This window comes from Flavobacterium ajazii, from assembly GCF_010614725.1.
Classification (GTDB): domain Bacteria; phylum Bacteroidota; class Bacteroidia; order Flavobacteriales; family Flavobacteriaceae; genus Flavobacterium; species Flavobacterium ajazii.
Window position 1 is genome coordinate 474,358 of the sequence record NZ_JAAEHL010000003.1, and the last position, 24,286, is coordinate 498,643.

General features: G+C 32.9%; 21 protein-coding genes. 12 read left to right on the top strand and 9 right to left on the bottom strand.

The window, feature by feature from the left end; translation table 11 throughout:
* Positions 1 to 2: 2 nt before the first annotated feature.
* The 8 genes from GWR14_RS07495 to GWR14_RS07530 all read right to left on the bottom strand — a co-directional run bounded on the left by GWR14_RS07495 (position 3) and on the right by GWR14_RS07530 (position 7,459).
* Complete coding sequence (locus GWR14_RS07495; protein WP_163408406.1) at positions 3 to 602, bottom strand: acyltransferase; 600 nt, start codon at positions 600 to 602, stop codon at positions 3 to 5.
* The gene (locus tag GWR14_RS07500; protein WP_163408407.1) at positions 595 to 1,905 is read right to left on the bottom strand and encodes an MATE family efflux transporter; all 1,311 of its coding nucleotides are present in this window, start codon (positions 1,903 to 1,905) and stop codon (positions 595 to 597) included. The genes GWR14_RS07495 and GWR14_RS07500 overlap by 8 nt, the downstream gene beginning before the upstream one ends.
* 27 nt (positions 1,906 to 1,932) lie before the next feature.
* Positions 1,933 to 2,943 (bottom strand): acyltransferase family protein, encoded by a 1,011-nt coding sequence (locus GWR14_RS07505; RefSeq protein WP_163408408.1) that lies wholly within the window; start codon positions 2,941 to 2,943, stop codon positions 1,933 to 1,935.
* 143 nt (positions 2,944 to 3,086) lie between these two features.
* A complete protein-coding gene (locus GWR14_RS07510; protein WP_163408409.1) occupies positions 3,087 to 4,112 on the bottom strand; it encodes an acyltransferase family protein in 1,026 nt (341 codons plus the stop codon).
* A 72-nt stretch (positions 4,113 to 4,184) separates the two neighbouring features.
* A complete protein-coding gene (gene gmd, locus GWR14_RS07515) occupies positions 4,185 to 5,267 on the bottom strand; it encodes a GDP-mannose 4,6-dehydratase (protein WP_163408410.1) in 1,083 nt (360 codons plus the stop codon).
* Positions 5,268 to 5,416: 149 nt separating this feature from the next.
* Positions 5,417 to 6,367 (bottom strand): GDP-L-fucose synthase family protein, encoded by a 951-nt coding sequence (locus GWR14_RS07520; RefSeq protein ID WP_163408411.1) that lies wholly within the window; start codon positions 6,365 to 6,367, stop codon positions 5,417 to 5,419.
* Positions 6,368 to 6,373: 6 nt separating this feature from the next.
* Positions 6,374 to 6,799: an adenylyltransferase/cytidyltransferase family protein gene (locus GWR14_RS07525; RefSeq protein ID WP_163400491.1), complete on the bottom strand. Its 426-nt coding sequence runs from the start codon at positions 6,797 to 6,799 to the stop codon at positions 6,374 to 6,376.
* A gap of 42 nt (positions 6,800 to 6,841) precedes the next feature.
* Positions 6,842 to 7,459, bottom strand: a complete 618-nt coding sequence (locus tag GWR14_RS07530; protein ID WP_163408412.1) for a hypothetical protein — start codon at positions 7,457 to 7,459, stop codon at positions 6,842 to 6,844.
* A gap of 597 nt (positions 7,460 to 8,056) precedes the next feature.
* Between GWR14_RS07530 and GWR14_RS07535 the strand changes: the two genes are divergently transcribed.
* The 4 genes from GWR14_RS07535 (at position 8,057) to GWR14_RS07550 (ending at position 12,834) form a co-directional block, all read left to right on the top strand.
* The gene (locus tag GWR14_RS07535; protein WP_163408413.1) at positions 8,057 to 9,031 is read left to right on the top strand and encodes a T9SS C-terminal target domain-containing protein; all 975 of its coding nucleotides are present in this window, start codon (positions 8,057 to 8,059) and stop codon (positions 9,029 to 9,031) included.
* 615 nt (positions 9,032 to 9,646) lie between these two features.
* Positions 9,647 to 11,509, top strand: coding sequence for an ABC-F family ATP-binding cassette domain-containing protein (locus tag GWR14_RS07540; protein ID WP_163408414.1), 1,863 nt, complete (start codon positions 9,647 to 9,649; stop codon positions 11,507 to 11,509).
* Between the two features lie 61 nt (positions 11,510 to 11,570).
* A complete protein-coding gene (locus tag GWR14_RS07545) occupies positions 11,571 to 12,029 on the top strand; it encodes an FKBP-type peptidyl-prolyl cis-trans isomerase (protein WP_163408415.1) in 459 nt (152 codons plus the stop codon).
* Between the two features lie 25 nt (positions 12,030 to 12,054).
* Entirely contained in the window at positions 12,055 to 12,834 is a 780-nt protein-coding gene (locus GWR14_RS07550; protein WP_163408416.1) for an O-methyltransferase, read from the top strand.
* 59 nt (positions 12,835 to 12,893) lie between these two features.
* Here the strand turns inward: GWR14_RS07550 and GWR14_RS07555 are convergent, their stop codons facing one another.
* On the bottom strand, positions 12,894 to 13,553 hold the full coding sequence (locus GWR14_RS07555) for a DUF6565 domain-containing protein (protein WP_163408417.1): 660 nt from the start codon (positions 13,551 to 13,553) through the stop codon (positions 12,894 to 12,896).
* A 290-nt stretch (positions 13,554 to 13,843) separates the two neighbouring features.
* Between GWR14_RS07555 and GWR14_RS07560 the strand changes: the two genes are divergently transcribed.
* The 8 genes from GWR14_RS07560 to GWR14_RS07595 all read left to right on the top strand — a co-directional run bounded on the left by GWR14_RS07560 (position 13,844) and on the right by GWR14_RS07595 (position 24,170).
* Complete coding sequence (locus tag GWR14_RS07560) at positions 13,844 to 14,530, top strand: ABC transporter ATP-binding protein (RefSeq protein ID WP_163408418.1); 687 nt, start codon at positions 13,844 to 13,846, stop codon at positions 14,528 to 14,530.
* Positions 14,531 to 14,626: 96 nt separating this feature from the next.
* Positions 14,627 to 15,187, top strand: coding sequence for a hypothetical protein (locus GWR14_RS07565; RefSeq protein WP_163408419.1), 561 nt, complete (start codon positions 14,627 to 14,629; stop codon positions 15,185 to 15,187).
* Positions 15,188 to 15,232: 45 nt separating this feature from the next.
* Complete coding sequence (locus GWR14_RS07570) at positions 15,233 to 15,802, top strand: cob(I)yrinic acid a,c-diamide adenosyltransferase (protein ID WP_163408420.1); 570 nt, start codon at positions 15,233 to 15,235, stop codon at positions 15,800 to 15,802.
* A 238-nt stretch (positions 15,803 to 16,040) separates the two neighbouring features.
* A complete protein-coding gene (locus tag GWR14_RS07575; protein ID WP_007138072.1) occupies positions 16,041 to 16,262 on the top strand; it encodes a DUF2795 domain-containing protein in 222 nt (73 codons plus the stop codon).
* A gap of 86 nt (positions 16,263 to 16,348) precedes the next feature.
* Positions 16,349 to 19,693 carry a preprotein translocase subunit SecA gene (gene secA / locus GWR14_RS07580; protein ID WP_163408421.1) on the top strand — a complete coding sequence of 1,115 codons (3,345 nt, stop codon included), beginning with the start codon at positions 16,349 to 16,351 and terminating at the stop codon, positions 19,691 to 19,693.
* A gap of 157 nt (positions 19,694 to 19,850) precedes the next feature.
* On the top strand, positions 19,851 to 20,228 hold the full coding sequence (locus GWR14_RS07585; RefSeq protein WP_246236300.1) for a hypothetical protein: 378 nt from the start codon (positions 19,851 to 19,853) through the stop codon (positions 20,226 to 20,228).
* A 90-nt stretch (positions 20,229 to 20,318) separates the two neighbouring features.
* Positions 20,319 to 22,478 carry a TonB-dependent receptor gene (locus GWR14_RS07590; RefSeq protein ID WP_163408422.1) on the top strand — a complete coding sequence of 720 codons (2,160 nt, stop codon included), beginning with the start codon at positions 20,319 to 20,321 and terminating at the stop codon, positions 22,476 to 22,478.
* Positions 22,479 to 22,571: 93 nt separating this feature from the next.
* A complete protein-coding gene (locus GWR14_RS07595) occupies positions 22,572 to 24,170 on the top strand; it encodes a PepSY-associated TM helix domain-containing protein (protein ID WP_163408423.1) in 1,599 nt (532 codons plus the stop codon).
* Positions 24,171 to 24,286: the final 116 nt, after the last annotated feature.

Below are 24,286 nucleotides of genomic sequence, written 5' to 3' on the forward strand. Positions count from 1 at the left end.
TTTTATTTTTTTCTTTTATTCCAAGTTCTAATATAAATCTTTAAATCTCCTCCTAAAAGAGATGGTACAATTAAATTGGAATGAACTTGCCCTCTTGTTTTTAAATGTAATGCCGGACTACCGCTAATAACACTCATTGTCTCTACATCTTTAGTCACTAAAGCACCTGCTGCACAAACTGCACCATAGCCTATTTTTCTACAGCTTGGCAGAACAAATGCACGTGTTGCTACCCAAACATAGTCTTCAATTATTATTCCATACGACTTAAATTCCCAGTCAGGGGAGTCAATCAGATGACTGCAAGTTAGAATTTCAACTCCTGAACCTATTATTACATTACTACCAATAGTAACTTTTGCTCTTAAATCTATTAAATCTGTCTGTATAGAACTATTCTCACCAATTATAAGATTCTTATTTGCATTTTTTGCTAATGAAAGCGGCAAAACCACGTTCTCTCCAATAATTGCTCCTTTTTTCCTTGCAACATATCTGGAATACGAATAATAAAAATATCTTTTCAACCTTGCTCCTATCCCTAAATAATAACGAAACAAGGATCTATTTTGAATATCTAATTCATATTTTGTTCTACTCATAAATGTTTTCCATATTTTTTAGCTGATATAATCTAAAATAAGAATATCCTCCATGCATTACTACCAAAACTGCTGATGTAACGATATTAAATATTAAAATTCCTTTTAAACTTGTAATGTCAAAAATAAAAGCACCCAAAACTATTGATAACAAATTAATACTTATATTTAAAACAGGGCTTATTACCCAACCTCTACTCCTACAAAGTGTATAGATTACAGTTGATATTATGTTGAGACAAAAAATAATTACTGTTAAAACTAATTCAGAATCTAAATTTTCATAATTGTTACCTAAAAGCCAAATAATTTGAGCTGAAAAAAACCATGTAAAAAACACAATAACGAAGCTGACACTAAATAAAAGCAATTGAATTTTTATCATTTTTTCTTGTAATTCTTTTTTTACTTCATTCAATCTTGAATATCGAGGTACTATTATAGTATTAAAGACAATAGTAAACAATGATAAAACGGCTCCAATTCTAAATAAAGCCCCTACCTGTGCTATAGAACTAGTTGCGCCAATAATTGACAAAATCCAGACAGTTATATTAGTTGAAAAAATATTATATACCTCTACAGGCAAAATACGCCTGACCATATGCAAAATATTCTTTTTGATTTGAGCATCCTCTTTTTGGTTTAAAGTAGCAAACTTATTGGATATTTTTTTTAGCTTAAAATTTGCTATTATTCGAGGTATGCCAGTAGCAATTATTGCAATTGGTGTAAATGCAATAAAAAAAACAGAAGGAATTGTCAACAATAATCTTCCTATGTTAGCCATTACCAGGTTTTTTTGTAAAGGCTTTATATCCTGATGTAATTTAGGAGCAACCTCGAGTAAAGAATCTGAAAGATTGGCATAAAAAACAGGAATTAATGAGAGTAATATTAAAATAGAGTAATACCAACTAGCATTATTATGCATCAATAAATAAATCAACACCGAACCTGCGATTAAAATACTTCCAATAGCAATTTTTTTTCTTAGGTTCATTCCCGTAGAAATAACCGCGCCTAATTTTTCTTTATCCTGCCAAACTTTTCCACCTTCTGCAATTACTCCAGAAACAATACCTCCATCTGCTAATATATTCATGGTTCCCAACATAGTATTAGCAAGTGTATAAATAGCATATTCAGCAATCGAAAAATTTCTAATTATAAAAATACCACAACCAAAACCAATAATCTGAATTAAAATCTGAGCCCCACCAGTAATACTTATCAACTTTCCCCAATGCATCCAATTATTATATTTTGGATGCCTTTTCAGTCGAGTTAACTTATTTTTCATAGAACGTAATTCATAATAACATATTTATTATCTTTTTTCATTAAGATGATTTCGAAGGTATTTCATTGCTGGTCTTTCAATGCAAAAAGTAATAAAAATAGCTAGTGAAAAAATCATAAAAAAAGTTATGGGTATATAAAAAATCTGATAGTCATGAATTTTTTTCAACCAATATATTATTCCATAACCAATATTTTCATGTATTAGATATAAAGAATAAGAAATTGTTCCAAAAAAAACTAAGATTTTATGAGTTAAAAATTTTAGATAGCTATATATAAACAAATAAAAAACAACATACAGAAAAATAACAATCACGTATTCTATTATAGAAGAATCAATTTCATAGAATATAATTAGTTCAGAAAACAAGCTAACAAATATCAATAAATGATAAAATTTATTTTCTGGTCTGTGTTTAATTAGATAAAAGAAAATTCCTGCTATAAAGAAGGGAGCAAATTTTAATATTAAAATTGCTGTTATATATCGTTCAAATGGTAAATCAAAAACAGTAAATATAATTGACAAAAACAACCATAAGATACAAATGGTAATAATTTGCTTTTGTTTTCCGAGAAAAAAAACAAAAGCCATGATAAAATAAAAAGCTAATTCTATTGCCAATGTCCAAAATGCACCATCAACATCTTTAACTTTAAACCAATGTTGAAACATTGTCAGGTTAATCAAAATCTGTTTTAACGAAAAAATTCCTCTTTGAAAAGGTGCTCCTAATAATGTTGTAATAGTTACAGACAAAAAAATTGCTGCCCAATATGCCGGATATAATCTTGAAAATCTGGATATTATAAAATCTTTTACTCGTGTAGTATTTTCTAATGTCATGAAAATTACAAATCCACTTATAATAAAAAATAAATAGACACCAAAATTGCCATATCTAAAATAAAATTTATCTTCTGATAAGATATGTAATCCATTATCATATCCAAATGTAAAATGAAAGAGTACTACAGCTATGGCGGCCAATCCTCTTAGACAATCAAGTTCTTGATATCTTTCCCTTTTACTCATAAAATATTTTGAATTATTTTTTTTTCTTTTTTCATAAATTATTCCTTTGCAATTCTATCATTCTTTATTAAACTTAGAAAAGAAATATTATTAGGTAACCAAATAGTTTACTAAAGCCTTCTTAAGATTATTTTAATTAGCTATCATTTTTTTATTCTTACCCCATAAAGTAAAAAATTAAAAATTGGAAACAACTCAACTATTTTACTAATTAAAAGGCAAAAATAAATCATTATCAAACTAAGAGGAACTGCTATTAATGCTAAAAAGAAAAAACTTATATCAACAGGAAGTAACATTGACTTTGAGAAAATGGTAAGAAACATAAAATGAGTTACATAAATCACTAGCGATTTTCTTCCTAAGAAACAAATAGAATTATCAAACCAGTTAGATAAACTAATATTCTTTGCTATATGATAAAAAATAATTATTGCAAAGACAGATATAAAAAACTTTAAAATTTTAATCTGTGAAGAGTCTATAAGATATATTAAATCATTATAATGACCGACACTGACAATAAAAAAAAGTAATGATAATGAAAGAATTACCTTGTTAGCAATTATTGTTTTTAGAAGATCATATTTTGATAAAAAAACACCAATCATCAAAAAAATAAAATAAAACAAATGATGAAAAATGGCTTCTAACTGGAGTAAATAACAAAGTATAAGAAATAAAGCTATATCAATAATGAGTATTACTAAATCATAGATGAACAACTTTCTTTTATTAAAACGTTCAGATACAATATGAAAAATGGAATAAACAATTAGAAAAAAGAACAGCATTCTTAAAAACCATAACCCTGGATTTTTAATTTCTTCCAGAATGACACCAAGAAAAGTCTCAAAACTAAAGTCTGTTTTTGATGTAAAACAATATTGCTCCAGTAATGGCCAAGATAACATCGGAATTAACAAATTAATACCTTTGTTTTTAACAAATTGAAGATATTCTTTTAAGGAGTCAATTTTTATGGTTTTATAAACAATATAACCGCTTAAGAAAAAAAACAAAGGCATATGAAAAGAATAAATAAATAAGAATAATTCATTCTTATGTGCTCCTTTATCTTCAATTAAAACAGGAATAATATGTCCTAACACTACTAAAAAAATAGTGAATCCCTTTAGTCTATCAATGTAAATATATCGTTCTTTCAATGTTTTATTTTACAACGACCAAAATAATTTAAACTCTATAATTAAAAACGAGATGCTTTTAAATAATAGCTTTTAAAACAATTTCAAATCACTTGCTACCATCTCTTTTACCAAAGCCGCTAAATCGTATTGAGGTTTCCAACCTAGTTTGGTTTTCGATTTTGTAGGATCTCCAATTAGCAAATCTACTTCAGTTGGACGGTAATATTCCGGGTCAACACGTACCACTACTTTACCTATTTCCAATTGGTATAGTGGGTTGTTACAAGCTGCCACTTTAGCCACTTCATTTTCATTTTCTCCTTCAAAAGTCAATGTTATCCCTATTTCTGCAAAAGCCATAATTACAAAATCCCTGATATAAGTTGTAACTCCTGTAGCAATCACATAATCTTCTGGAGTGTCCTGCTGTAAAATTCTCCACATCGCTTCTACGTAATCTTTAGCATGTCCCCAATCTCTTTGCGAGTTAAGGTTTCCTAAGTAAAGACATTCCTGTTTTCCTTTTGCAATAGCAGCCGTTGCCATAGTAATCTTTCGGGTAACAAAAGTTTCACCACGTCTTGGAGACTCATGATTGAACAAGATACCATTACAGGCAAACATATTATAAGCCTCACGGTAATTTTTTGTGATCCAAAAACCGTAAATTTTAGCAGCACCGTATGGGGAACGAGGATAAAATGGAGAGTTTTCATCATAAAAACCTTTTTCGTTTTTATTTTCAACCATACCTCCGTAAAGCTCAGAGGTCGAAGCCTGGTAAACTCTGGTTTTTTCACATAATCCCAAAATTCTAACAGCTTCTAATATTCTCAAAGTCCCTATTCCGTCCACATTCGCTACATATTCAGGAGAATCAAAAGACACTTTCACATGAGACATCGCTCCCAAATTATAAATTTCATCCGGCTGAACTTCCTGAATTATTCTAATAATATTAGTTGAATCAGTCAAATCACCATAATGCAATTTAAAATTAACATGTACTTCGTGCTGATCCTGATAAATATGATCGATTCGTTGTGTGTTAAAAGAAGATGCACGTCTTTTTACTCCGTGTACCTGATATCCTTTTTCTAATAATAATTCGGCTAAATAAGATCCGTCCTGACCTGTGATTCCTGTTATAAGGGCTACTTTTTGTGTGCTCATGGGTTTGAGTTATGGGTTATGGGTTATGAGTTGTAAGTTGTAAGTTGTGAGTTGTCTCTCGCTTTGCTCGATTTTTCTAAGTTCAGAATTCACTTATCTTCTCACTTTTCACTTCTTACTTTTCACTTTTTACTAATTAGATAAAAAATCTACATTTTTACTTGTTTAAAGGCTTCAATATTTTCTAAAAACCATTCGTAAGTTTTTTGAATTCCTTCTGTAAGTTCTATTTTATGTTTCCAGCCTAAATCATGCATTTTGGTAACGTCCATTAATTTTCTTGGCGTTCCATCAGGTTTAGAAGAATCCCAAATAATTTCTCCTTTATGACCTGTAATCTGTTGAATGGTTTCTGCAAGATGTTTAATTGTTAAATCCTCACCCGTTCCTACATTATACAAATAATCAGGTAATTTATTTTCTAAAGCAAAAACGACTGCCTGAGCCATATCATCTACGAATAAAAATTCACGCATTGGAGTACCGCTACCCCAAAGTGTTACAGGTGCATGATTATTTTCTTTTGCTTCATGAAATTTCCGGATCATTGCCGGTAAAACATGAGAAGTATTCAAATCAAAATTATCATGTGTTCCATACAAGTTTGTCGGCATCAAGCTCACGTAATCTTTTCCAAATTGATTTCGAATAGCCTGACAAGACTTTACACCTGTAATTTTAGCAATGGCATACCACTCGTTCGTTGGCTCTAAAGTATCTGTCAACAGATAATCTTCTTTTAACGGCTGTGGAGCTAATTTTGGATAAATACAGGAACTTCCAAGAAAAATAAATTTCGCTACATCATTTTGTAAAGCCGAATCAATCAGATTATTCTGAATTTGCATATTTTCCATAATAAACTGATATGGATAATCATTATTGGCTAAAATACCTCCTACACGGGCAGCTGCATCAATAATAACATCGGGTTTTTCATTAGCAATAAAATCCCTAACAGCTTGTTGATTACGAAGATCAAGTTCCTTACTAGACTTGCCAATCAAATTTGTAAATCCCTTTTCAGATAGTGTTCTCCAAATTGCGCTCCCAACCATGCCCTTGTGTCCCGCAATGTATATTTTTGCTGTACTTTCCATTTTTATTTAAATTACTTTTAATGCTTCTTTTTCAGCTACTACTTTTCTTAACCCGCTGCTTGAAAAACGATGATCCCTTGTATTAAAATACAGTTCAATTCCTTTAGACTCACAATACTCACGTCCGGTGAAGTTTTTTTCACGATATTCATCACCTAAAATTCGAACATCAATTTTAAACGATCTCAAAATATCTTCTAAATCCTGTTCTGTTGCATAAGGAACAATTTCGTCTACAAATTTGCATCCTTTTAATTGGATATAACGTTCTACAACGGTCTGTGTCGGTCTGTTTTTTTCAGGGCGATCCAATGTCGGATCAGTCTGCAAGGCACAAATTAAATAATCACATTGGCGTTTGGCTTCTTCCAGCATTGTAATGTGTCCTGCATGAAGTAAATCGAAGGCGCTAAAAGTAATTCCTATCTTCATTATTATCTTTTTATATAAAAAATGTATTAAAAATTCTTTCAGTTAATACGCTGAATCTGCGTGGAAACGATTTTGTCCCAAAGCTACAATAAAACCAAAAGTAAGTGCCAGATTACTGCCTGTTAAATCATTCCCAACTAAATCTCCATTATAATATAATTTTTGTGACAATGTAGATTTATAGGTCAAATCTGCAAAAAAAGAAACTTTTTCATTTATAAAAACATACGGTTTAGCACCTATCATTAAAACACCAATTTTATCACGATTGAAATATTGGCTGGACATTACCCCGGCTCCTCCACCAGCGTGAACCAATAAACCAAATTGACCACCTGTGTTTCTTGACAATTCAATCAAATTACCTAAATTATAGCAAAGCTCTAAACCAGCCACTAATTGATCACTTTTTTGAATTCCATGATTAAACTGATCAAAACTTAAAGATCCCATTACACCAACATCTTCACTAAACATATAACGTAAAGCTCCCTGACCGTGAACTAGTCCTAATGGTCTGCCTTCACCAGAAGCCGAAGTAAGAGATAAAGGAATAGCCATTCCAACTCCTGCTTCCATAAAAAGCTTATCATATCTAAATCTGTATTGAGCTTGTGAAACTGTTGCTACTAAAAACAAAGCAAAAAACATTTTTTTCATAAGTAGGTAATTTTGGGGTTTTGTTATTTTAAACATTAATAAAAAAATTAAGAATTACATTTTACAGGCGTAAGCCATTTTTCTTTTTTGTCATTATTCAGTTACTTTGAATGAAATTAACCTATATGTTAAATTTTATTTGTAATTTCATAAATCAATAACAGTCTTTTTCTTCTTAAATTCATTAGAGTAGTTTAGTCCAAACACAGCTACGCATTTCTAACTCCCATTTTATGAGGTTTTAGAATAAATTTAAAGTCTGCGCAAATGTATTGACATTTTTTAGATTATACACTTAAAAGTAGCTCTGTAGCGCTAATAAAACACAAACAAAAATACATTAATCTCATTACCAACCACATAACCTTATCAACAAATTACATCTATTATTAAAATTGTGATAAAAAAATAAACATAATTTAATTTAACGCCATTTAAATAAGAATAATCTTTTTCTTAAACAATAAAATTCCTGCAATTAAGAAATTCTGCAAAAAAATATGCCTACTTTTTAGGCATATTTTATATACATTCGCTAAAACTATCATCAAATATTTAAACATAACTGCTATTTTTTCTGTTTATTGCATTATGCTTATGAAGGAATATTTATTGTTTTTCTTTTTTTTTATTACCGTCGGTTACAGCCAGGTTTCCGGATGTACAGACTCGCTTGCAAAAAAACACAACCCCAATACTATTATAAATGATGGAAGCTACGAATATGAAAGCACGAAAATAAAAGCTGAATATTCAATAAAGCTTAGTGACTCTTTAAAAGAAAGTTCAGGACTCATTCATTTCAACCAGCTCTTGTGGACTCATAATGATGATCATGACAAAACCATTTATGGACTGGATTCTTTAGGAAAAATTAAAAAGAAAATCATTCTTCCTGAAGTTATCAATAATGATTGGGAAGAAATCTCGCAGGACAGTACAAATATTTACATTGGAGATTTTGGCAATAATTATTATGGAAACAGAACTGATCTGAAAATCCTTAAAATTGAAAAAAGATCTTTTTTAGAAGAAAATCCGAAAATTGAAACCATTTCATTCACTTATTCCGATCAAACTGATTTTTCTCCATCAAAACCTAACAAAACCAATTTTGACTGCGAAGCTTTTGTTGTTTCCAAAGACAGTATTTATTTCTTTACCAAACAATGGAAAACGTCTAAAACCAATATTTATGCACTCTCGAAAGGATCTGGAACTCAGATTGCGAAATTAAAATCTACATTAGACACAAAAGGTTTGGTCACTGGCGCAACTTATTTGGAAAACAAAAAACTAATTGTTTTGTGTGGCTATACCAAAGTTGGAAAACCTTTTTTGTATCTGCTCTATGATTTTAAAGATTATGATTTTTTATCTGGAAATAAACGAAGAATCGATTTAAAACTTCCCTTTCATCAAATTGAAGGAATTGCTACGAAAGACGGACTTCATTATTTTATTACGAATGAATCTTTGGTTCGGAAACCTGTTTTAAATATCCGGCAGCAAATCCATTATTTGGATTTGAGCATAATATTGAATCCCTATCTCCATAAACAATTTCCCTGACGCAGACACAATATCATTAAGTTAACAATTTTTCAGCCGTCACTTAATTTAATGAAATTGGGCGCTCGTTTACTATTATTTAAAACAAGACAACGTTACGAAGTGAGCAAATCAATGAGTGGACATAAAACAAAAAAAAGCTGCAAGAATATTTTGCAGCTTTTTTTGAGTAATTTTTATAATAAAAGTATATTCTATTTTTTTAGTAATTTTTCCAGATACTCAACTTTATCTAATCTGTATAGTTATTTTAGGACGGGTCAAGGACGGGTCATAGTGCATAGATAAAGTATGGATAAAGCATAGATAGTGCATGAATAATGCATGAAAAAATCTCGTACCCCACTCCTCCAAAATCTTGTAATGAAAAGCTTTGCAAACGGCTCTTTTTACGTAATTTTCAAAGTATACCACTAAACGAAAGGAAGCAGGCAATCGCTGATTCGAAAACCAGTAATAAATGTTACTCAGCAAATTCATTATTTAGATTTGAGCGCCGCTCTGGGTTCGTATCTCCATAAATAATTCGCAAATGCGAGATAATAGTTTACTTTTGCAAAAAGTTATGTTTTAGAAAACATTCATAACTCATAATTATAACTTAGAATTTACAAAGTGAATTACTTATCAGTCGAAAATATATCAAAGTCATTTGGAGAAAGAATCCTTTTTGACAACATTTCTTTTGGAATTAATAAAGATCAAAAAATCGCTTTTATTGCAAAAAATGGTTCTGGAAAAACAACCATAATGAGCATTATTAATGGTTTGGAAGAACCAGATACCGGACAAGTTGTTCTAAGAAAAGGAATCAGAATGGCGTTTCTTTCGCAAGACAATAACCTTCAAGATGAACTTACGATTGAGGAAAGTATTTTCGCTTCTGATAATGAAACGCTTAAAGTTATCGAAGCTTATGAAAAAGCTTTAGAAAATCCTTCAGATGAAGAAACTTACCAAAAAGCTTTTGATGCAATGGATCAGCATAATGCGTGGGATTTTGAAACACAATACAAACAGATTTTATTTAAATTAAAACTGGAAGATTTTAAACTTAAAGTAAAAAATCTTTCCGGAGGACAGAAAAAACGTCTTTCATTAGCTATTATCTTAATTAACCGTCCAGATTTATTGATTCTTGATGAGCCAACCAATCACTTAGATCTTGAAATGATCGAATGGCTGGAAAGTTATTTTGCGAAAGAAAACATCACGCTGTTTATGGTAACGCACGATCGTTTCTTTCTGGAACGCGTTTGCAATGAAATTATCGAATTAGACAACGGAAAACTTTACCAATACAAAGGAAATTATTCTTATTATTTACAGAAAAAAGAAGAAAGAATCACTTCTGAAAATGCAAGTATTGACAAGGCTAAAAACTTATTTGTAAAGGAATTAGAATGGATGCGCCGCCAGCCAAAAGCGAGAACAACCAAGTCTAAATCTCGTCAGGACGATTTTTACATTATTAAAGAAAAAGCACAAAGTCGACGAAAAGAAAATGTAGTTGAACTTGAAATTAATATGGAAAGAATGGGAAGCAAAATTATTGAGCTTCACAAACTTTCTAAAAAATTCAAAGACCGTGTTATTCTGGACAATTTCAGTTTTGATTTCCAACGTGGCGAAAGAATCGGAATTATTGGTAAAAACGGAACTGGAAAATCGACTTTCTTGAACCTTTTGACAGGAACAATTCCTCCAGACAGCGGACGCGTAGTTAAGGGAGATACCATAAAAATTGGATATTACACGCAATCCGGAATTAATCCAAAACCGGGTCAGCGTGTTATTGATATAATTAAAGAATACGGAGAATATATTCCGTTAGCAAAAGGAAAAATTATTTCGGCTTCGCAATTATTAGAGCGTTTTCTTTTTGATGCTAAAAAACAATACGATTACGTTGAGAAATTAAGCGGTGGAGAATTAAAACGTTTGTATTTGTGTACGGTTTTAATTCAGAATCCAAACTTCCTGATTCTCGATGAACCAACAAATGATTTGGATATTGTGACTTTGAACGTTTTAGAAAGCTTCCTTTTAGATTATCCTGGATGCTTATTGGTAGTTTCGCACGACCGTTATTTTATGGATAAAATTGTAGATCACTTATTTGTTTTTAGAGGACAGGGCGAAATCGAAAATTTCCCAGGAAACTACTCTGATTTCAGAGCCTACGAAGACAGCGCTGATGTCGCTCAAAAAGAAGAAAACAAAGCCGAGAAAAAAGACTGGAAACAAAACAATCCAACTGGAAATTTGAGTTTTAACGAACAAAAGGAATATCAAAAAATCGAAAGAGAAATTAAAGATCTTGAAGCTGAAAAAGCTAAAATCGAACAATTATTCTCTGACGGAAAAGTTGCTGATGGAGATATCGAGAAAAAAGCTAACGAACTTCAAAATATAATCAATAAAATTGATGCAAAAGAAGAACGCTGGTTTGAACTTTCTGCTAAACTGGAAGGATAACTTATTATACAGTAATTCCTTTCTAAATCTTTTAAAAAAATACTCATACAATAAACAATCCATGAAACAACTTATCTACACTTTATTTGCTGTAACGCTTTTTATTTCGTGTTCAAATGATAAAAACGAAACCAAAGATTATACTGCACAAAATGAAAAAGAAATCACAGAATATTTAGCGAAGAATAATCTAACTGCACAAAGAACCAATTCTGGCTTATATTATATTATTAATGAAGAAGGCGAAGGAAACAACCCTTTCATAACATCAAATGTAACTGTAGCATACAAAGGCAGTTTTACCAACGGAAAAGTATTTGATCAAAGTGATGCCGAGGGAGTTTCTTTTCCTTTAAGCAGAGTAATTGTTGGATGGCAGGAAGGAATCCCTTTTTTTAAACCAGGGGGAAGCGGATTACTTTTGATTCCTTCTCATTTAGGTTATGGCAGTAAAAGCAACAAAGTTATCCCTGGAGGCTCTGTATTGATATTTGAAGTAAAATTATTATCTATTAACTAAATTTATTTCATTTTCGATATCCGACATGCTGTTTCAAATAAAATCTTATCTAACATTTCTTTGGCATTCTAAAAATGAACATGCGGTTCATTCTCCATTTGTTTTTAGTTTGCTGACAAAATGTTTTTATGATAAGAAAACCAAGCCGGAATATACAACTCTAAAAAAACACAGAAAATCACTTTTAGAGAATAAAAACTTTATTGAAGTAACCGATTTTGGAGCAGGTTCAAAAGTTTTCAAGTCCAATAAAAGACAAATTTCTAAAATTGCACAGACAGCTGGAATTTCGACAAAACGAGCAGAATTATTATTTCGGGTTACAAATTATTTTCAGCCAGAAAATATACTGGAAATAGGAACATCTTTAGGCTTAGCAACATCGGCTCTAGCCTTGGGAAATCCTAAAGCAAAAGTAATCACAATTGAAGGCTGCCCAAATACTGCAAATGTTGCCCAAAATCAATTGGCTGAATTTGATTGTAATAATGTTGAAAATGTAATTTCTGAGTTTGAATCTTTTTTAATTTCCGAAAACATTCAATCGACAAATTACAACCTAATATACTTTGATGGTAATCATTCTAAAAAAGCAACCTTAGCTTATTTTGAGCTTTTACTACCAACAATTGACAATGATTCTGTTTGGATTTTTGATGATATTCATTGGTCAGAAGACATGGAAGAAGCCTGGGAAATTATTAAAAACCACTCAAAAGTAAAAGTCACAATTGACACTTTCCAATGGGGATTTGTATTTTTCAGACACGAACAGCCAAAAGAACATTTTGTAATTCGGATATAAAAAAATGACAACCATTCCTGATTGCCATTTTTCAAAATAATCTAAACTAACTAATCTATTTATTTTTTTGCTTCTTTATTTTCTTCAGATTTAGCTCCCATTCTGTTTATTTTATACATAGGTGCAAATTTGATTTTCAATCCGGCAATTTTTCTATTATCTTCAGCTGTAAGACCTTCTTTTTCAACAGTATTTTTACGGCTGTCAAGAGCTTCATACATCAGCTTGATTTCGTCCCAGTCTTCTCTTGAATACCTGTCTTTATTATTTTCTACAGTATGAACAAACTGCTGATAAACACTATGAATATTTTGAGCATTTACCCAGCTAAAACTCATATCATCACCAAGTTTTCCTGCACCAAACAAAGCATCTCTTAATTGTTGTTTAGGATTAGAAGCCGGAGGAGCAAATTGTGCCTCCATTTCGTTTTTGAATTCCTCATATTTAATTTTACTTGCATTTATTTTTTCAGTCGCAGCAGTATTGTCTTTAACATCAGCCAAAGCTGCCTGGGCTTCTTCAGATCTTCTGTCATATTCGGCTTCTACGTTTTTCCAATTATCTTTCAAATCTGCAGCGGCTACATTTTTAACAGAGTCAACATAAATTACATAGTTTTCAACTGTTTTCTGAGCTTTTTCTTGTTTTTCGTCTTTGCATGATGTTAACCCTAATACTAATAATGTAATTCCTGCAACTATCTTTATATTTTTCATAATCTTGATTTTTAATTAATTGATTAATCAAATTTACTAAACGCCCAACCTAATAAATTACATTATTATCATGTTTTTAAAATTAAAAATAGTTTAAATCTGTAAAACCTATAAAATAATGATAATCATGCAAAATCAATTTAAAAAAATATAACATTAATCTATTTTAAAAATATAATATATAAAAGCTTATTTACGAAAGACCTTTTGTAACAAAATCCAATTCTAAACTACTTATCATTTTTATTGAAAAGTGTTTTGTACTTTTAAATCCAAAATTATAAGAAGAAATGGCTGAACCATTAATTAAAATAACCGACATCAGACGAAATTTTGTTCTGGGTAACGAAATCGTTTATGTTTTAAAAGGAATAAATCTCGAAATACAAAAAGGCGAATACGTTGCTTTAATGGGACCTTCCGGATCTGGAAAATCTACTTTAATGAATTTATTAGGCTGTTTAGACACTCCCACTTCCGGACGTTATGTTTTAAACGGAAAAGATGTCAGCCAAATGAGAGATGATGAATTGGCTGAAATCAGAAATAAAGAAATTGGTTTCGTTTTCCAGACTTTTAATCTTTTACCGAGAACAACTGCTTTAGACAATGTAGCTCTTCCTATGATTTATGCAGGTTATGGAAAATCTGAAAGAATTGCCCGTGCAACCCAAGTTTTAAAACAAGTAAACCTTGCCGACAGAATGGATCACCAGCCGAATCAGCTTTCCGGAGGACAGCGCCAGCGTGTTGCTGTTGCCAGAGCTTTGGTAAACAAACCGTCGATTATTTTAGCCGATGAACCTACAGGAAACTTAGACAGTAAAACTTCTGTAGAAATCATGAAGCTTTTTGGTGATATTCACGCACAAGGAAACACTGTTATTCTGGTAACTCACGAAGAAGATATTGCTGCCTATGCGCATCGAGTTATTCGTTTACGTGATGGTTTAATTGAAAGTGATACGACTAAATAATTTTAGATTTTTGATTATAGATTATTTTCTAAATCTAAAATTTACGATTATAGTATTCCAATCTAAAATCAAAAATATAAACTCTAAAATATAAAAATGCGTCCATTTTATTTTGTGTTTCTTCTTCTGGCATTGGCTTCCTGCAAAAAGGAGGCAGAACATAAAAATTCCCAGCCTCAGCCCCTGCCGCCAAAACCGCCGAAAACAGAAATAAAATGGCTGACGGAAAACACGGTTAAAATAAAAGCCAATGGTCATTTATCTTATCTGAAAGGTTTTGATTGTGATTCAGTCATCGGAATTGATTATATTGGATTTTCCGGAGAAAATTTCTACCCTCCTATTAATGAAAAAGGACAGCACATAAACACTATTCTTAAAAAACAAAAACTCAGCAAAGAACAGGTTTCAAGATTAAATTCTATTTTCAGTAATAAAAAAATGTTCGAGAATCCGAACATTGCCGGCTGTTATGAACCCCGACTTGGATTTGTTTACTTTAAAAATAGCGAAGTGATTTGCCAGACCATAGTCTGCATAGGCTGTTCACGATTTCAGTCATCTGCAGAAACTGCAGGTACAAATGGCGATTTTAACGACAAAGCCCAATTAGAATTCAAAAAACTAAACAGCGAACTCGGTTTCAAAGAAAACTAAAAAACTCAGCATCCCAGCACCTTAGAAACTTAGCATCTTTAAAAAATGAAAGTATATACTAAAACCGGAGACAAAGGAACAACGGCTCTTTTTGGAGGGATCCGCGTACCAAAAGATCACATCAGAATTGACAGTTACGGAACTGTTGACGAACTAAACTCATACATAGGACTAATTCGTGATCAGGAAATCAATTCTCATTATAAGTCCATTTTAATAGAAGTTCAGGATCGTCTTTTTACTGTCGGTGCCATTTTGGCAACTCCGCAGGAAAAAGAAGTTTTAAAAAACGGCAAACTCAGATTAGAAAATCTCGGAATAATTGATTCTGATATTGAATTATTGGAAAATGAAATAGATAGAATGGAGGAAAGCCTCTCACCAATGACTCATTTTGTTTTACCGGGCGGCCATCCAACCGTGTCACATTGTCATATCGCAAGGTGTATTTGCCGTCGGGCAGAACGCTTAGCAGTACATTTAAGCCATAACGAACGCGTTCCAGAAATCGCAATTATGTACTTAAACCGACTTTCTGACTACCTTTTTGTCTTGGCACGGAAGTTGTCGTCTGATCTAAAAGCGGAGGAAGTAAAATGGATTCCCAGAAAATAAATTTTCTGAAAATTTCAAACTTTTAAATCCCAAATTCCAAACAAAAAATTAAAATCTTTCAAATTTAATTTTTACATAAAAAGCTTTAAAACTGGAGGTTTTAGCTTCAATTTTGGAATTTGAAATTTAAAAATTGGATTTTAAAAAGAGACGTTCTTAAATTTTATTAAAATAAATCAATTTTTACTTGTCTTTTTCAGTAAAAAATTTATTTTTGCACAAACTAAATCGACAAAAGATGTATTGGACATTAGAATTAGCATCCTATTTAAGTGATGCACCGTGGCCTGCTAACAAAGACGAACTTATTGACTACGCCATTAGAGCAGGAGCTCCTTTGGAAGTAGTAGAAAACCTACAGTCGATTGAAGACGAGGGGGAGATATACGAATCAATGGAAGAAATTTGGCCTGATTATCCAACAGACGAAGATTATCTTTGGAATGAGGATGAATATTAAAAAAATAAACCAAAGGAAAAAGTCTCATCACAGAGGCTTTTTTTTTGGTTCAAATACATATAAATAATAAAGAAATACAATAAATCATGAGTTTCATAAACAGTATTATTAAAGTCTTTGTGGGTGATAAATCACAGAAAGATGTCAAAGCTTTACAACCTTACTTAAATAAAATTAAAACATTCGAAGCTCCCTTAATGAGTCTGACTAATGACGAATTGAGAGGAAGAACTGTTTATTTTAAAGACAGAATAAAAGAAGCCAGAGCTGACAAAGATGCTAAAATTGCTTCGCTTAAAGCAGAAGTAGAAAACATCGAAGACATAGACAAAAGAGAAGATCTTTATGACGCTATTGATTCGCTTGAAAAAGAAGCTTATGAAATCTCAGAAAAAACTTTATTAGAAATTCTTCCGGAAGCATTTTCTGTTGTAAAAGAAACGGCTCGTCGTTTCAAAGAAAACTCACATGTTGAAGTTACTGCAACTGCAAAAGACCGTGAATTCTCAGCTGCAAAATCTTATATTACTATTGAAGGCGATAAAGCAATCTGGGCTAACAAATGGAATGCCGCCGGAAAAGACATCACTTGGGACATGATTCACTATGATGTTCAGCTGATTGGTGGTATGGTTCTACACGAAGGTAAAGTTGCCGAAATGCAAACGGGAGAAGGTAAAACTTTAGTTGCTACTCTTCCTCTTTACTTAAACGCTTTGACAGGAAACGGAGTTCACTTAGTAACAGTGAATGACTACTTAGCAAAACGTGACAGTACTTGGAAAGCTCCTTTATTCGAATTCCACGGTTTATCTGTTGACTGTATCGACAATCACCAGCCAAGCACAGAACAAAGAAAAAAAGCATACGACGCTGACATCACTTACGGAACAAACAACGAGTTTGGTTTCGATTACCTAAGAGATAACATGGCGCACTCGCCTAGCGATTTAGTTCAAAGAAAACACAATTTTGCAATTGTCGACGAGGTTGACTCTGTATTAATTGATGATGCCAGAACGCCACTTATCATTTCAGGACCGGTTCCGCAGGGAGATCGTCACGAATTCAACGAACTGAAACCAAAAATCGAAAACTTAGTTGCACAACAGCGTCAGTTAGCAAATGGTTTCTTAGCAGAAGCTAAAAAACTAATCAAAGAAGGAAATACTAAAGACGGAGGTTTCCAATTACTAAGAGCTTACAGAAGTTTACCTAAAAATAAAGCATTAATTAAGTTTTTGAGTGAAGAAGGAATTAAACAATTGCTTCAAAAAACTGAAAACCAATACATGCAGGACAACAATCGCGAAATGCATAAAGTGGACGAAGCTTTGTATTTTGTGATTGAAGAAAAAAACAATCAGGTTGAATTAACAGATAACGGTATTAAATACCTTTCCGGAGATACAGATTCAGATTTCTTCATCTTACCAGACATTGGAACTGAAATTGCTGCTATCGAAAAACAAAAACTTGACAAAGACGCTGAAGCAGAAGCTAAAGAAAGATTATTCCAGGATTTTGGAGTAAAAAGCGAGCGTATTCACACTTTGACACAGCTTTTAAAAGCGTATGCTCTTTTTGAAAAAGATGTAGAATACGTAATCATGGACAACAAAATTATGATTGTCGATGAGCAAACTGGTCGTATCATGGACGGACGTCGTTACTCTGACGGTCTCCACCAGGCGATTGAGGCTAAAGAAAACGTAAAAATCGAAGCTGCAACGCAAACTTTTGCAACTGTAACTTTACAGAATTACTTCAGAATGTACAGCAAATTAGCTGGTATGACGGGTACTGCGGTTACAGAAGCGGGTGAGTTATGGCAAATCTATAAATTAGATGTTGTTGAAATTCCAACAAACCGTGGAATTGCAAGAATTGACAAAGAAGATTACATCTACAAAACAACACGTGAGAAATTCAATGCCGTAATTGAAGACGTTACTGAATTATCAAACGCTGGAAGACCAGTATTGATTGGAACAACTTCTGTAGAGATTTCAGAGTTATTAAGCCGTATGCTTAAAATGAGAGGAATCACACACAATGTATTGAATGCTAAAATGCACAAGCAAGAAGCACAAATCGTTGAAGAAGCCGGTAAAGCCGGAGTTGTAACAATTGCAACAAACATGGCTGGTCGTGGTACCGATATTAAATTATCTCCAGAAGTAAAAGCTGCCGGAGGTTTAGCAATCGTTGGTACAGAACGTCATGATTCTCGTCGTGTAGACAGACAGTTACGTGGGCGTTCTGGTCGTCAGGGAGATCCGGGAAGTTCTCAGTTCTATGTTTCTCTTGAAGATAATTTAATGCGTTTGTTCGGTTCTGAAAGAGTTGCGAAAGTAATGGACAGAATGGGACTGAAAGAAGGTGAAGTTATTCAGCATTCTATGATGACTAAATCTATCGAACGTGCTCAGAAAAAAGTAGAAGAAAACAACTTTGGTGTTCGTAAACGTTTATTAGAATATGATGACGTAATGAACTCTCAACGTGAAGTAGTTTACAAACGTCGTCGTCACGCATTGTTTGGAGAGCGTTTGAAACTAGATATCGCGAATATGCTTTATGATACTTGCGAATTAATCGTAAGCAATAATAAAGTAGCAAATGATTTCAAAGGATATGAATTTGATTTAATTCGTTATTTCGGAATTACATCTCCAATCTCTGAGGCAGATTTCTTAAAATTATCTGACATTGAAGTTACAGGAAAAGTATACAAAGAAGCTTTAGCATTCTATACAGAAAAAACAGAAAGAAGCGCGAGAGAAGCTTTCCCAATTATTAAAGGAGTTTTTGAAGAGCCAAACAATCATTTCGAAAGAATTGTAGTTCCGTTTACAGACGGAATCAAAACTTTGAATGTTGTAACTGACCTGAAAAAAGCTTACGATAGCGAAGGTGCTCAACTAATTGCTGATTTCGAGAAAAATATCACGCTTTCTATTGTGGATGAAGCTTGGAAAAAACATTTACGTAAAATGGACGAATTGAAACAATCTGTTCAATTAGCTGTTCACGAGCAAAAAGACCCATTGCTTATTTACAAATTAGAAGCTTTCAACTTGTTTAGAGGAATGTTAGACAACGTGAATAAAGAAGTTATTTCATTCTTATTCAAAGGTGATTTACCTGCTCAGAACGCTCCTGAAATTCAAGAAGCAAGAGAAGTTCGTCCAAAAGAAAATTTACAATTAAGCAAAGACGAAATTCCTAACAGCGAAAACATCAATCGTGAAGCCGGAGAAACACAACAGCGTCAGGTTACCGAAACTATCGTAAGAGATATGCCAAAAATCAACAGAAATGACACTGTAACAGTTCAGGAAGTTTCAACCGGTAAAACAGAAACGATGAAGTACAAAAAAGCTGAAAGTTTATTAGCAGCCGGAACTTGGGTTTTGGTTAACGAATAAAATTCCAAAAGAGGTCTCTAAAAAGATCTTTTTATCAAATATTTAAAACAGCTGTAATTTAGTTATTACAGCTGTTTTTTTTTAGAAAATGACTAAAATGATTCTTTCAAATAATTTTTAAAATGTATTTTTGCACTCGAAAACAACGAAACACACTTTGAAACGACTTTTCGTCATATTTCTTTCCTGCATGCTATTAGTTCCTTCTTTTGGCAGTTTCTTTGTTTATACCTCATTCAAATTAAATCAGGAAGAAATTTCAAAAACAATCTGTGTGCAGCGTAAAATGGTTTTCAATACCTGTAATGGTCGTTGTGAACTTCAAAAAAGCTTAAAAAAATACGCTGACAACGAAAAAAGAATGCAAAATAATCTAAAAGAAAAAGTAGAAGTTGTTTACATTCAAAATACACCTACAGCAAATTTTAAATTAGTAACACTAATCGAATCTGAAGTTAGAATTTTCAATTCTTTAAACGAGAAGCCTATCTCCGTTTCAAATTCAATTTTTCACCCTCCATCCTATTTTATATAAATTCTGATGGCATTTCGCCAAAACTGAAACCCTGTTTTTTTTAGGCACAAGCCAAAAAGAACTGGTTACCCTTAATTTATATAATTTAAAATGAAAAAAATATACTTTACCCTGTTAATCATAGGGCAATGTGTCTTTGCGCAGAACAAAACGGAGCAGGACACAACTAAATCTCAGGAACTCGAAAATGTTTATATAACGGCCAACCGTACCGCAACTTTAAGAAAAGAAACTCCGGTTGCAATCAGTAAATTAACCGCCAAAACTATTAATGAGGCAAAGGCTACAGCCGTTTATGAAATCATAAATAAAACGCCAGGTGTTTTAATGGTCAATTTAGGAAATGAACAGCATATGATGTCGATCCGTCAGCCTATGACCACAAATGCCTATTATTTATACCTTGAAGATGGTTTGCCAATTCGCCCAATGGGAATCTTTAACCATAATGCTTTGCTAGAGATCAATCAATTTAACCTCCAAAGTATTGAAGTTGTAAAGGGGCCGGTTTCTTCTTTATATGGTCCCGAAGCTGTTGGCGGAACCATAAATTTAATTTCGCTTAAACCGCCTGTTGATCCTGAATTCAAATTTGGAATTCAGGCCGATAATTACGGTTACAGAAGATTTCAGGCAGCCGGCGGTGCAACTATTGGCAAAGTTGGTTTTCATATTGCCGGAATTTCAAGCCTTCAGGAAAACGGCTGGATGACCTATTCAGATTATAACAAAGATAATCTGAATGCAAGAATCGATTACAACATCTCTCCTTCTACCCGACTGATCAGCAACACCATGTACGGAAAATATTATTCTGACATGAGTGGAAGTGTAAATGAAGAAGCCTTTAACAACAGAACCTATAAAAGTACAACCGATTTCACCTATAGAAAATCTGATGCTTTAAGAACACGTTTAACTTTAGAACACGATTGGAACAGCAATTCAAGCAGTTATATCACAGCTTATTTACGTGACAACAAATTAGGTCAAAATCCATCATACGGAATTAAATGGAGTCAAACTGTTAATCCTACAACTGCTAAAGGCGAAGTAAATTCAAACAACTTCAAAAGTTACGGTGCAATCGGACAGCATACTCAAAAACTTGATTTCTTAAATACTAAAATTGTAGCGGGAGCTTTATACGATTACTCACCCGTTACATATTGGTCGTATGTAATTGATTTAAAAGCCGATTTAAATCCTGGAGAAGCAGGAAAACAAACTGTAGATTCTTATGAAATCATTGCCGAACATCCCGATTCAAAACTTTCAGATTATACGGCAGACATCTTCAACACAGCCGGTTATGCTCAAATCAGTTTTAATCCAATCGAAAAATTAGTAATTACTTTTGGAGGGCGTTACGACAACATGAAAGTGAATTATGACAATGCAATCGATCTTTCTTCTGGAAGTAAAGTCTATGATAAAATGACTTTCAAAGCCGGTGCAAATTACAATCCTTTTCATTTTGCAGGATTTTATGGCAATTACTCTCAGGGTTTTGCACCTCCCGGAATTACTTCTATCTTCAGAGCTAAACCGGGTACCGGCGGTACAACAGGCATTCCCGCCGAGTTTTATTACAACTTAAAACCGGCAGATTTTGACAACTATGAAATTGGCGGATGGCTTTCTTTCTTTCAAAACAAATTAAACTTTGACTATGCTTTCTATTATATGGAAGGCAAAAATGAGCTTTTAAGCATTAAGCTTGCAGATAATTCAACCGATTATCGTTCTGCGGGAGAAACACGTCATAAAGGAATTGAATTTGGAGCTTCCTATCGACCTTCAAAACAACTGAATATTCGTCTTGGCGGAACTTACGCACAACACACTTATATCGATTTTAAACTTTCTGATAAACCATCAGATCCAATACAGAATTTAAACGGAAAAGAAATGCCGGCTGCTCCAAGATGGTCCGGAAATTCAGAGATAAGTTATTATCCTGATTGGCTTCCTAATTTAAGGACTTCTGTCGAGTGGCAGCTTGTGGGCAGTTATTATCAGGATCAGATTAATACCGTAAAATATGACGGTTACAATTTGTTCAATGCCCGAATTGGGTATGAATGGAGAAAAATTGAGATTTACGGAAATGTAATGAACCTTACCGATAAATTATACGCCTATAATGTTTCGAGAACAAATGTCACAAACGCTCAGCCAACCTATACCGCTGCAGCACCAAGAACTTTCGTATTCGGAATACAATATAATTTTTCACTGAAAAAATAATTATTAGAAGCTAATCCCGCTCTCCGCTGTATCTTTTGTGGCGAACCCCGCCACAAAAGGATGCCGCTTCGATCGGGGCTAAAAACCCTAACAATGAGCAAAGAAATAACAGCCAAAAAGTCCAAAAAGAAGGATTCCAAAATAGTAAAAAAAATCAAACAGCACATGTACAAATGGCATCGTGCTATTGGTTTAATTACAATTATTCCGGTAATCTTCTGGACATTATCAGGTTTGATGCATCCGTTTATGGCGCATTTTTTCAAGCCTGAAATTGCGCATGAGAAACTGGAACAACAAATAATTAATAAAAATCAACTGCAGCTATCTATTCAGGAAGTTTTAGAAAAAAACAACATCACTGAATTTAAAAACTTTAGAATCGTTTCTTTTAAGAACACTACTTTTTATCAGGTCAAAACCCTTACCGGCAGTTTATTGTATTTTGATACTTCGAATGCTAAAAAACTCAAAAACGGTGACCAGAAATATGCAGAATGGCTTTCAAGATATTTTTTGGATGATCAAAAAAGTTCAGTCAAAAAGAGTGAAATTGTAACCGAATTTACTTCGCAATATAAATATGTAAATCGCTATTTACCAGTCTACAAGCTAACTTTCGAGCGTCCTGATACAATGGAAATTTATGTTGAAACCTCATCAGGTAAACTGGCGACTTACAATCCAGCTTCAAGACAATGGTTTATCTGGTTTTTCGACACATTCCATAACTGGTCATTTATAGATGCTATTTCGAACAACAGTATCCGGATAATCACCATGATTTTCCTGTTATCAATCATTGGATTTTCTGCACTGAGCGGTATCTTAATTTACGGTTTTCTTTGGAAACAATTCAAAAAAACAGATAGTTTACAACCCAAAAAAGGATTTCGAAAATACCATCGCCAAATCGGGATCTGGGTTTCGCTTTTTACATTGACATTTGCTTTCAGCGGTGCTTATCATGCCACTACCAAATGGGAACCTTATACTTTATCACAAATGATCTACGAACCTACTTTTGAAATCAAAGAAATTCCCGAAGCCAATAACAAGCTTGATTTAGACTGGAATCGTTTTCAAAACATGAGTATTATTACACTAAACGACAAGACTTATTATCGTTGTCAGTTGGCTGAAAAAGAAACAAAAAGATTCAAAAAACCAAAATCAGATTCTAAATGGAATAAAAATAAAGATCAAAAATCTGAAATCGTTTATATCAACGCGACTACAAATAAAATTGCGCCAAACCTGGATTTAGAATATGCCGAATTTCTAGCTTATTATTTTACCGATGGGGCACCAAAAGCTTCGTGCTGCGAAATGATTGATACGTCAGAAGATGATTCTCAGCCTTCGTTTGAAAATATAAAATTACTTGAATCAAAAGTTTTGACTGACTTTGAAAGCAGAGAATACGGCTTTGTCAATAAAAGACTTCCGGTCGTAAAATTAGCGTATGACACACCCGAAAAAACAACTTACTTTATCGAAACTTCAACATCAAGATTAGCAGCGGTTATCAATAATTCAGACCGGGTTGAAGGCTATTCTTTTGCCATTCTCCATAAATTCTTATTCATGGACTGGGCTGGAAAAAACATCCGTGACCTGACAATGGTTTTGGCTGCATTGACGATTCTAATCGTTAGTGTTCTTGGGTTTATTTTGTTTTTGAAGAAGTAAAATCAAAAGTAGCTAACAAAATACCAACTCTTGCAGATTTTCTTAAGATTGCGGGAGTTGGCATTTTGATATCACAGTATCCAATTGAATTATTTCCTTTTTTAATGTTTTAATTA

Bases quoted from the DNA above. Each gene is read 5' to 3' on its own strand.
- GWR14_RS07495 (WP_163408406.1), bottom strand. From the start codon at position 602: ATGAGTAGAACAAAATATGAATTAGATATTCAAAATAGATCCTTGTTT.
- GWR14_RS07500 (WP_163408407.1), bottom strand. From the start codon at position 1,905: ATGAAAAATAAGTTAACTCGACTGAAAAGGCATCCAAAATATAATAAT.
- GWR14_RS07505 (WP_163408408.1), bottom strand. From the start codon at position 2,943: ATGAGTAAAAGGGAAAGATATCAAGAACTTGATTGTCTAAGAGGATTG.
- gmd (WP_163408410.1), bottom strand. From the start codon at position 5,267: ATGAGCACACAAAAAGTAGCCCTTATAACAGGAATCACAGGTCAGGAC.
- GWR14_RS07520 (WP_163408411.1), bottom strand. From the start codon at position 6,367: ATGGAAAGTACAGCAAAAATATACATTGCGGGACACAAGGGCATGGTT.
- GWR14_RS07525 (WP_163400491.1), bottom strand. From the start codon at position 6,799: ATGAAGATAGGAATTACTTTTAGCGCCTTCGATTTACTTCATGCAGGA.
- GWR14_RS07530 (WP_163408412.1), bottom strand. From the start codon at position 7,459: ATGAAAAAAATGTTTTTTGCTTTGTTTTTAGTAGCAACAGTTTCACAA.
- GWR14_RS07535 (WP_163408413.1), top strand. From the start codon at position 8,057: ATGAAGGAATATTTATTGTTTTTCTTTTTTTTTATTACCGTCGGTTAC.
- GWR14_RS07545 (WP_163408415.1), top strand. From the start codon at position 11,571: ATGAAACAACTTATCTACACTTTATTTGCTGTAACGCTTTTTATTTCG.
- GWR14_RS07550 (WP_163408416.1), top strand. From the start codon at position 12,055: ATGCTGTTTCAAATAAAATCTTATCTAACATTTCTTTGGCATTCTAAA.
- GWR14_RS07555 (WP_163408417.1), bottom strand. From the start codon at position 13,553: ATGAAAAATATAAAGATAGTTGCAGGAATTACATTATTAGTATTAGGG.
- GWR14_RS07560 (WP_163408418.1), top strand. From the start codon at position 13,844: ATGGCTGAACCATTAATTAAAATAACCGACATCAGACGAAATTTTGTT.
- GWR14_RS07565 (WP_163408419.1), top strand. From the start codon at position 14,627: ATGCGTCCATTTTATTTTGTGTTTCTTCTTCTGGCATTGGCTTCCTGC.
- GWR14_RS07570 (WP_163408420.1), top strand. From the start codon at position 15,233: ATGAAAGTATATACTAAAACCGGAGACAAAGGAACAACGGCTCTTTTT.
- GWR14_RS07575 (WP_007138072.1), top strand. From the start codon at position 16,041: ATGTATTGGACATTAGAATTAGCATCCTATTTAAGTGATGCACCGTGG.
- secA (WP_163408421.1), top strand. From the start codon at position 16,349: ATGAGTTTCATAAACAGTATTATTAAAGTCTTTGTGGGTGATAAATCA.
- GWR14_RS07590 (WP_163408422.1), top strand. From the start codon at position 20,319: ATGAAAAAAATATACTTTACCCTGTTAATCATAGGGCAATGTGTCTTT.
- GWR14_RS07595 (WP_163408423.1), top strand. From the start codon at position 22,572: ATGAGCAAAGAAATAACAGCCAAAAAGTCCAAAAAGAAGGATTCCAAA.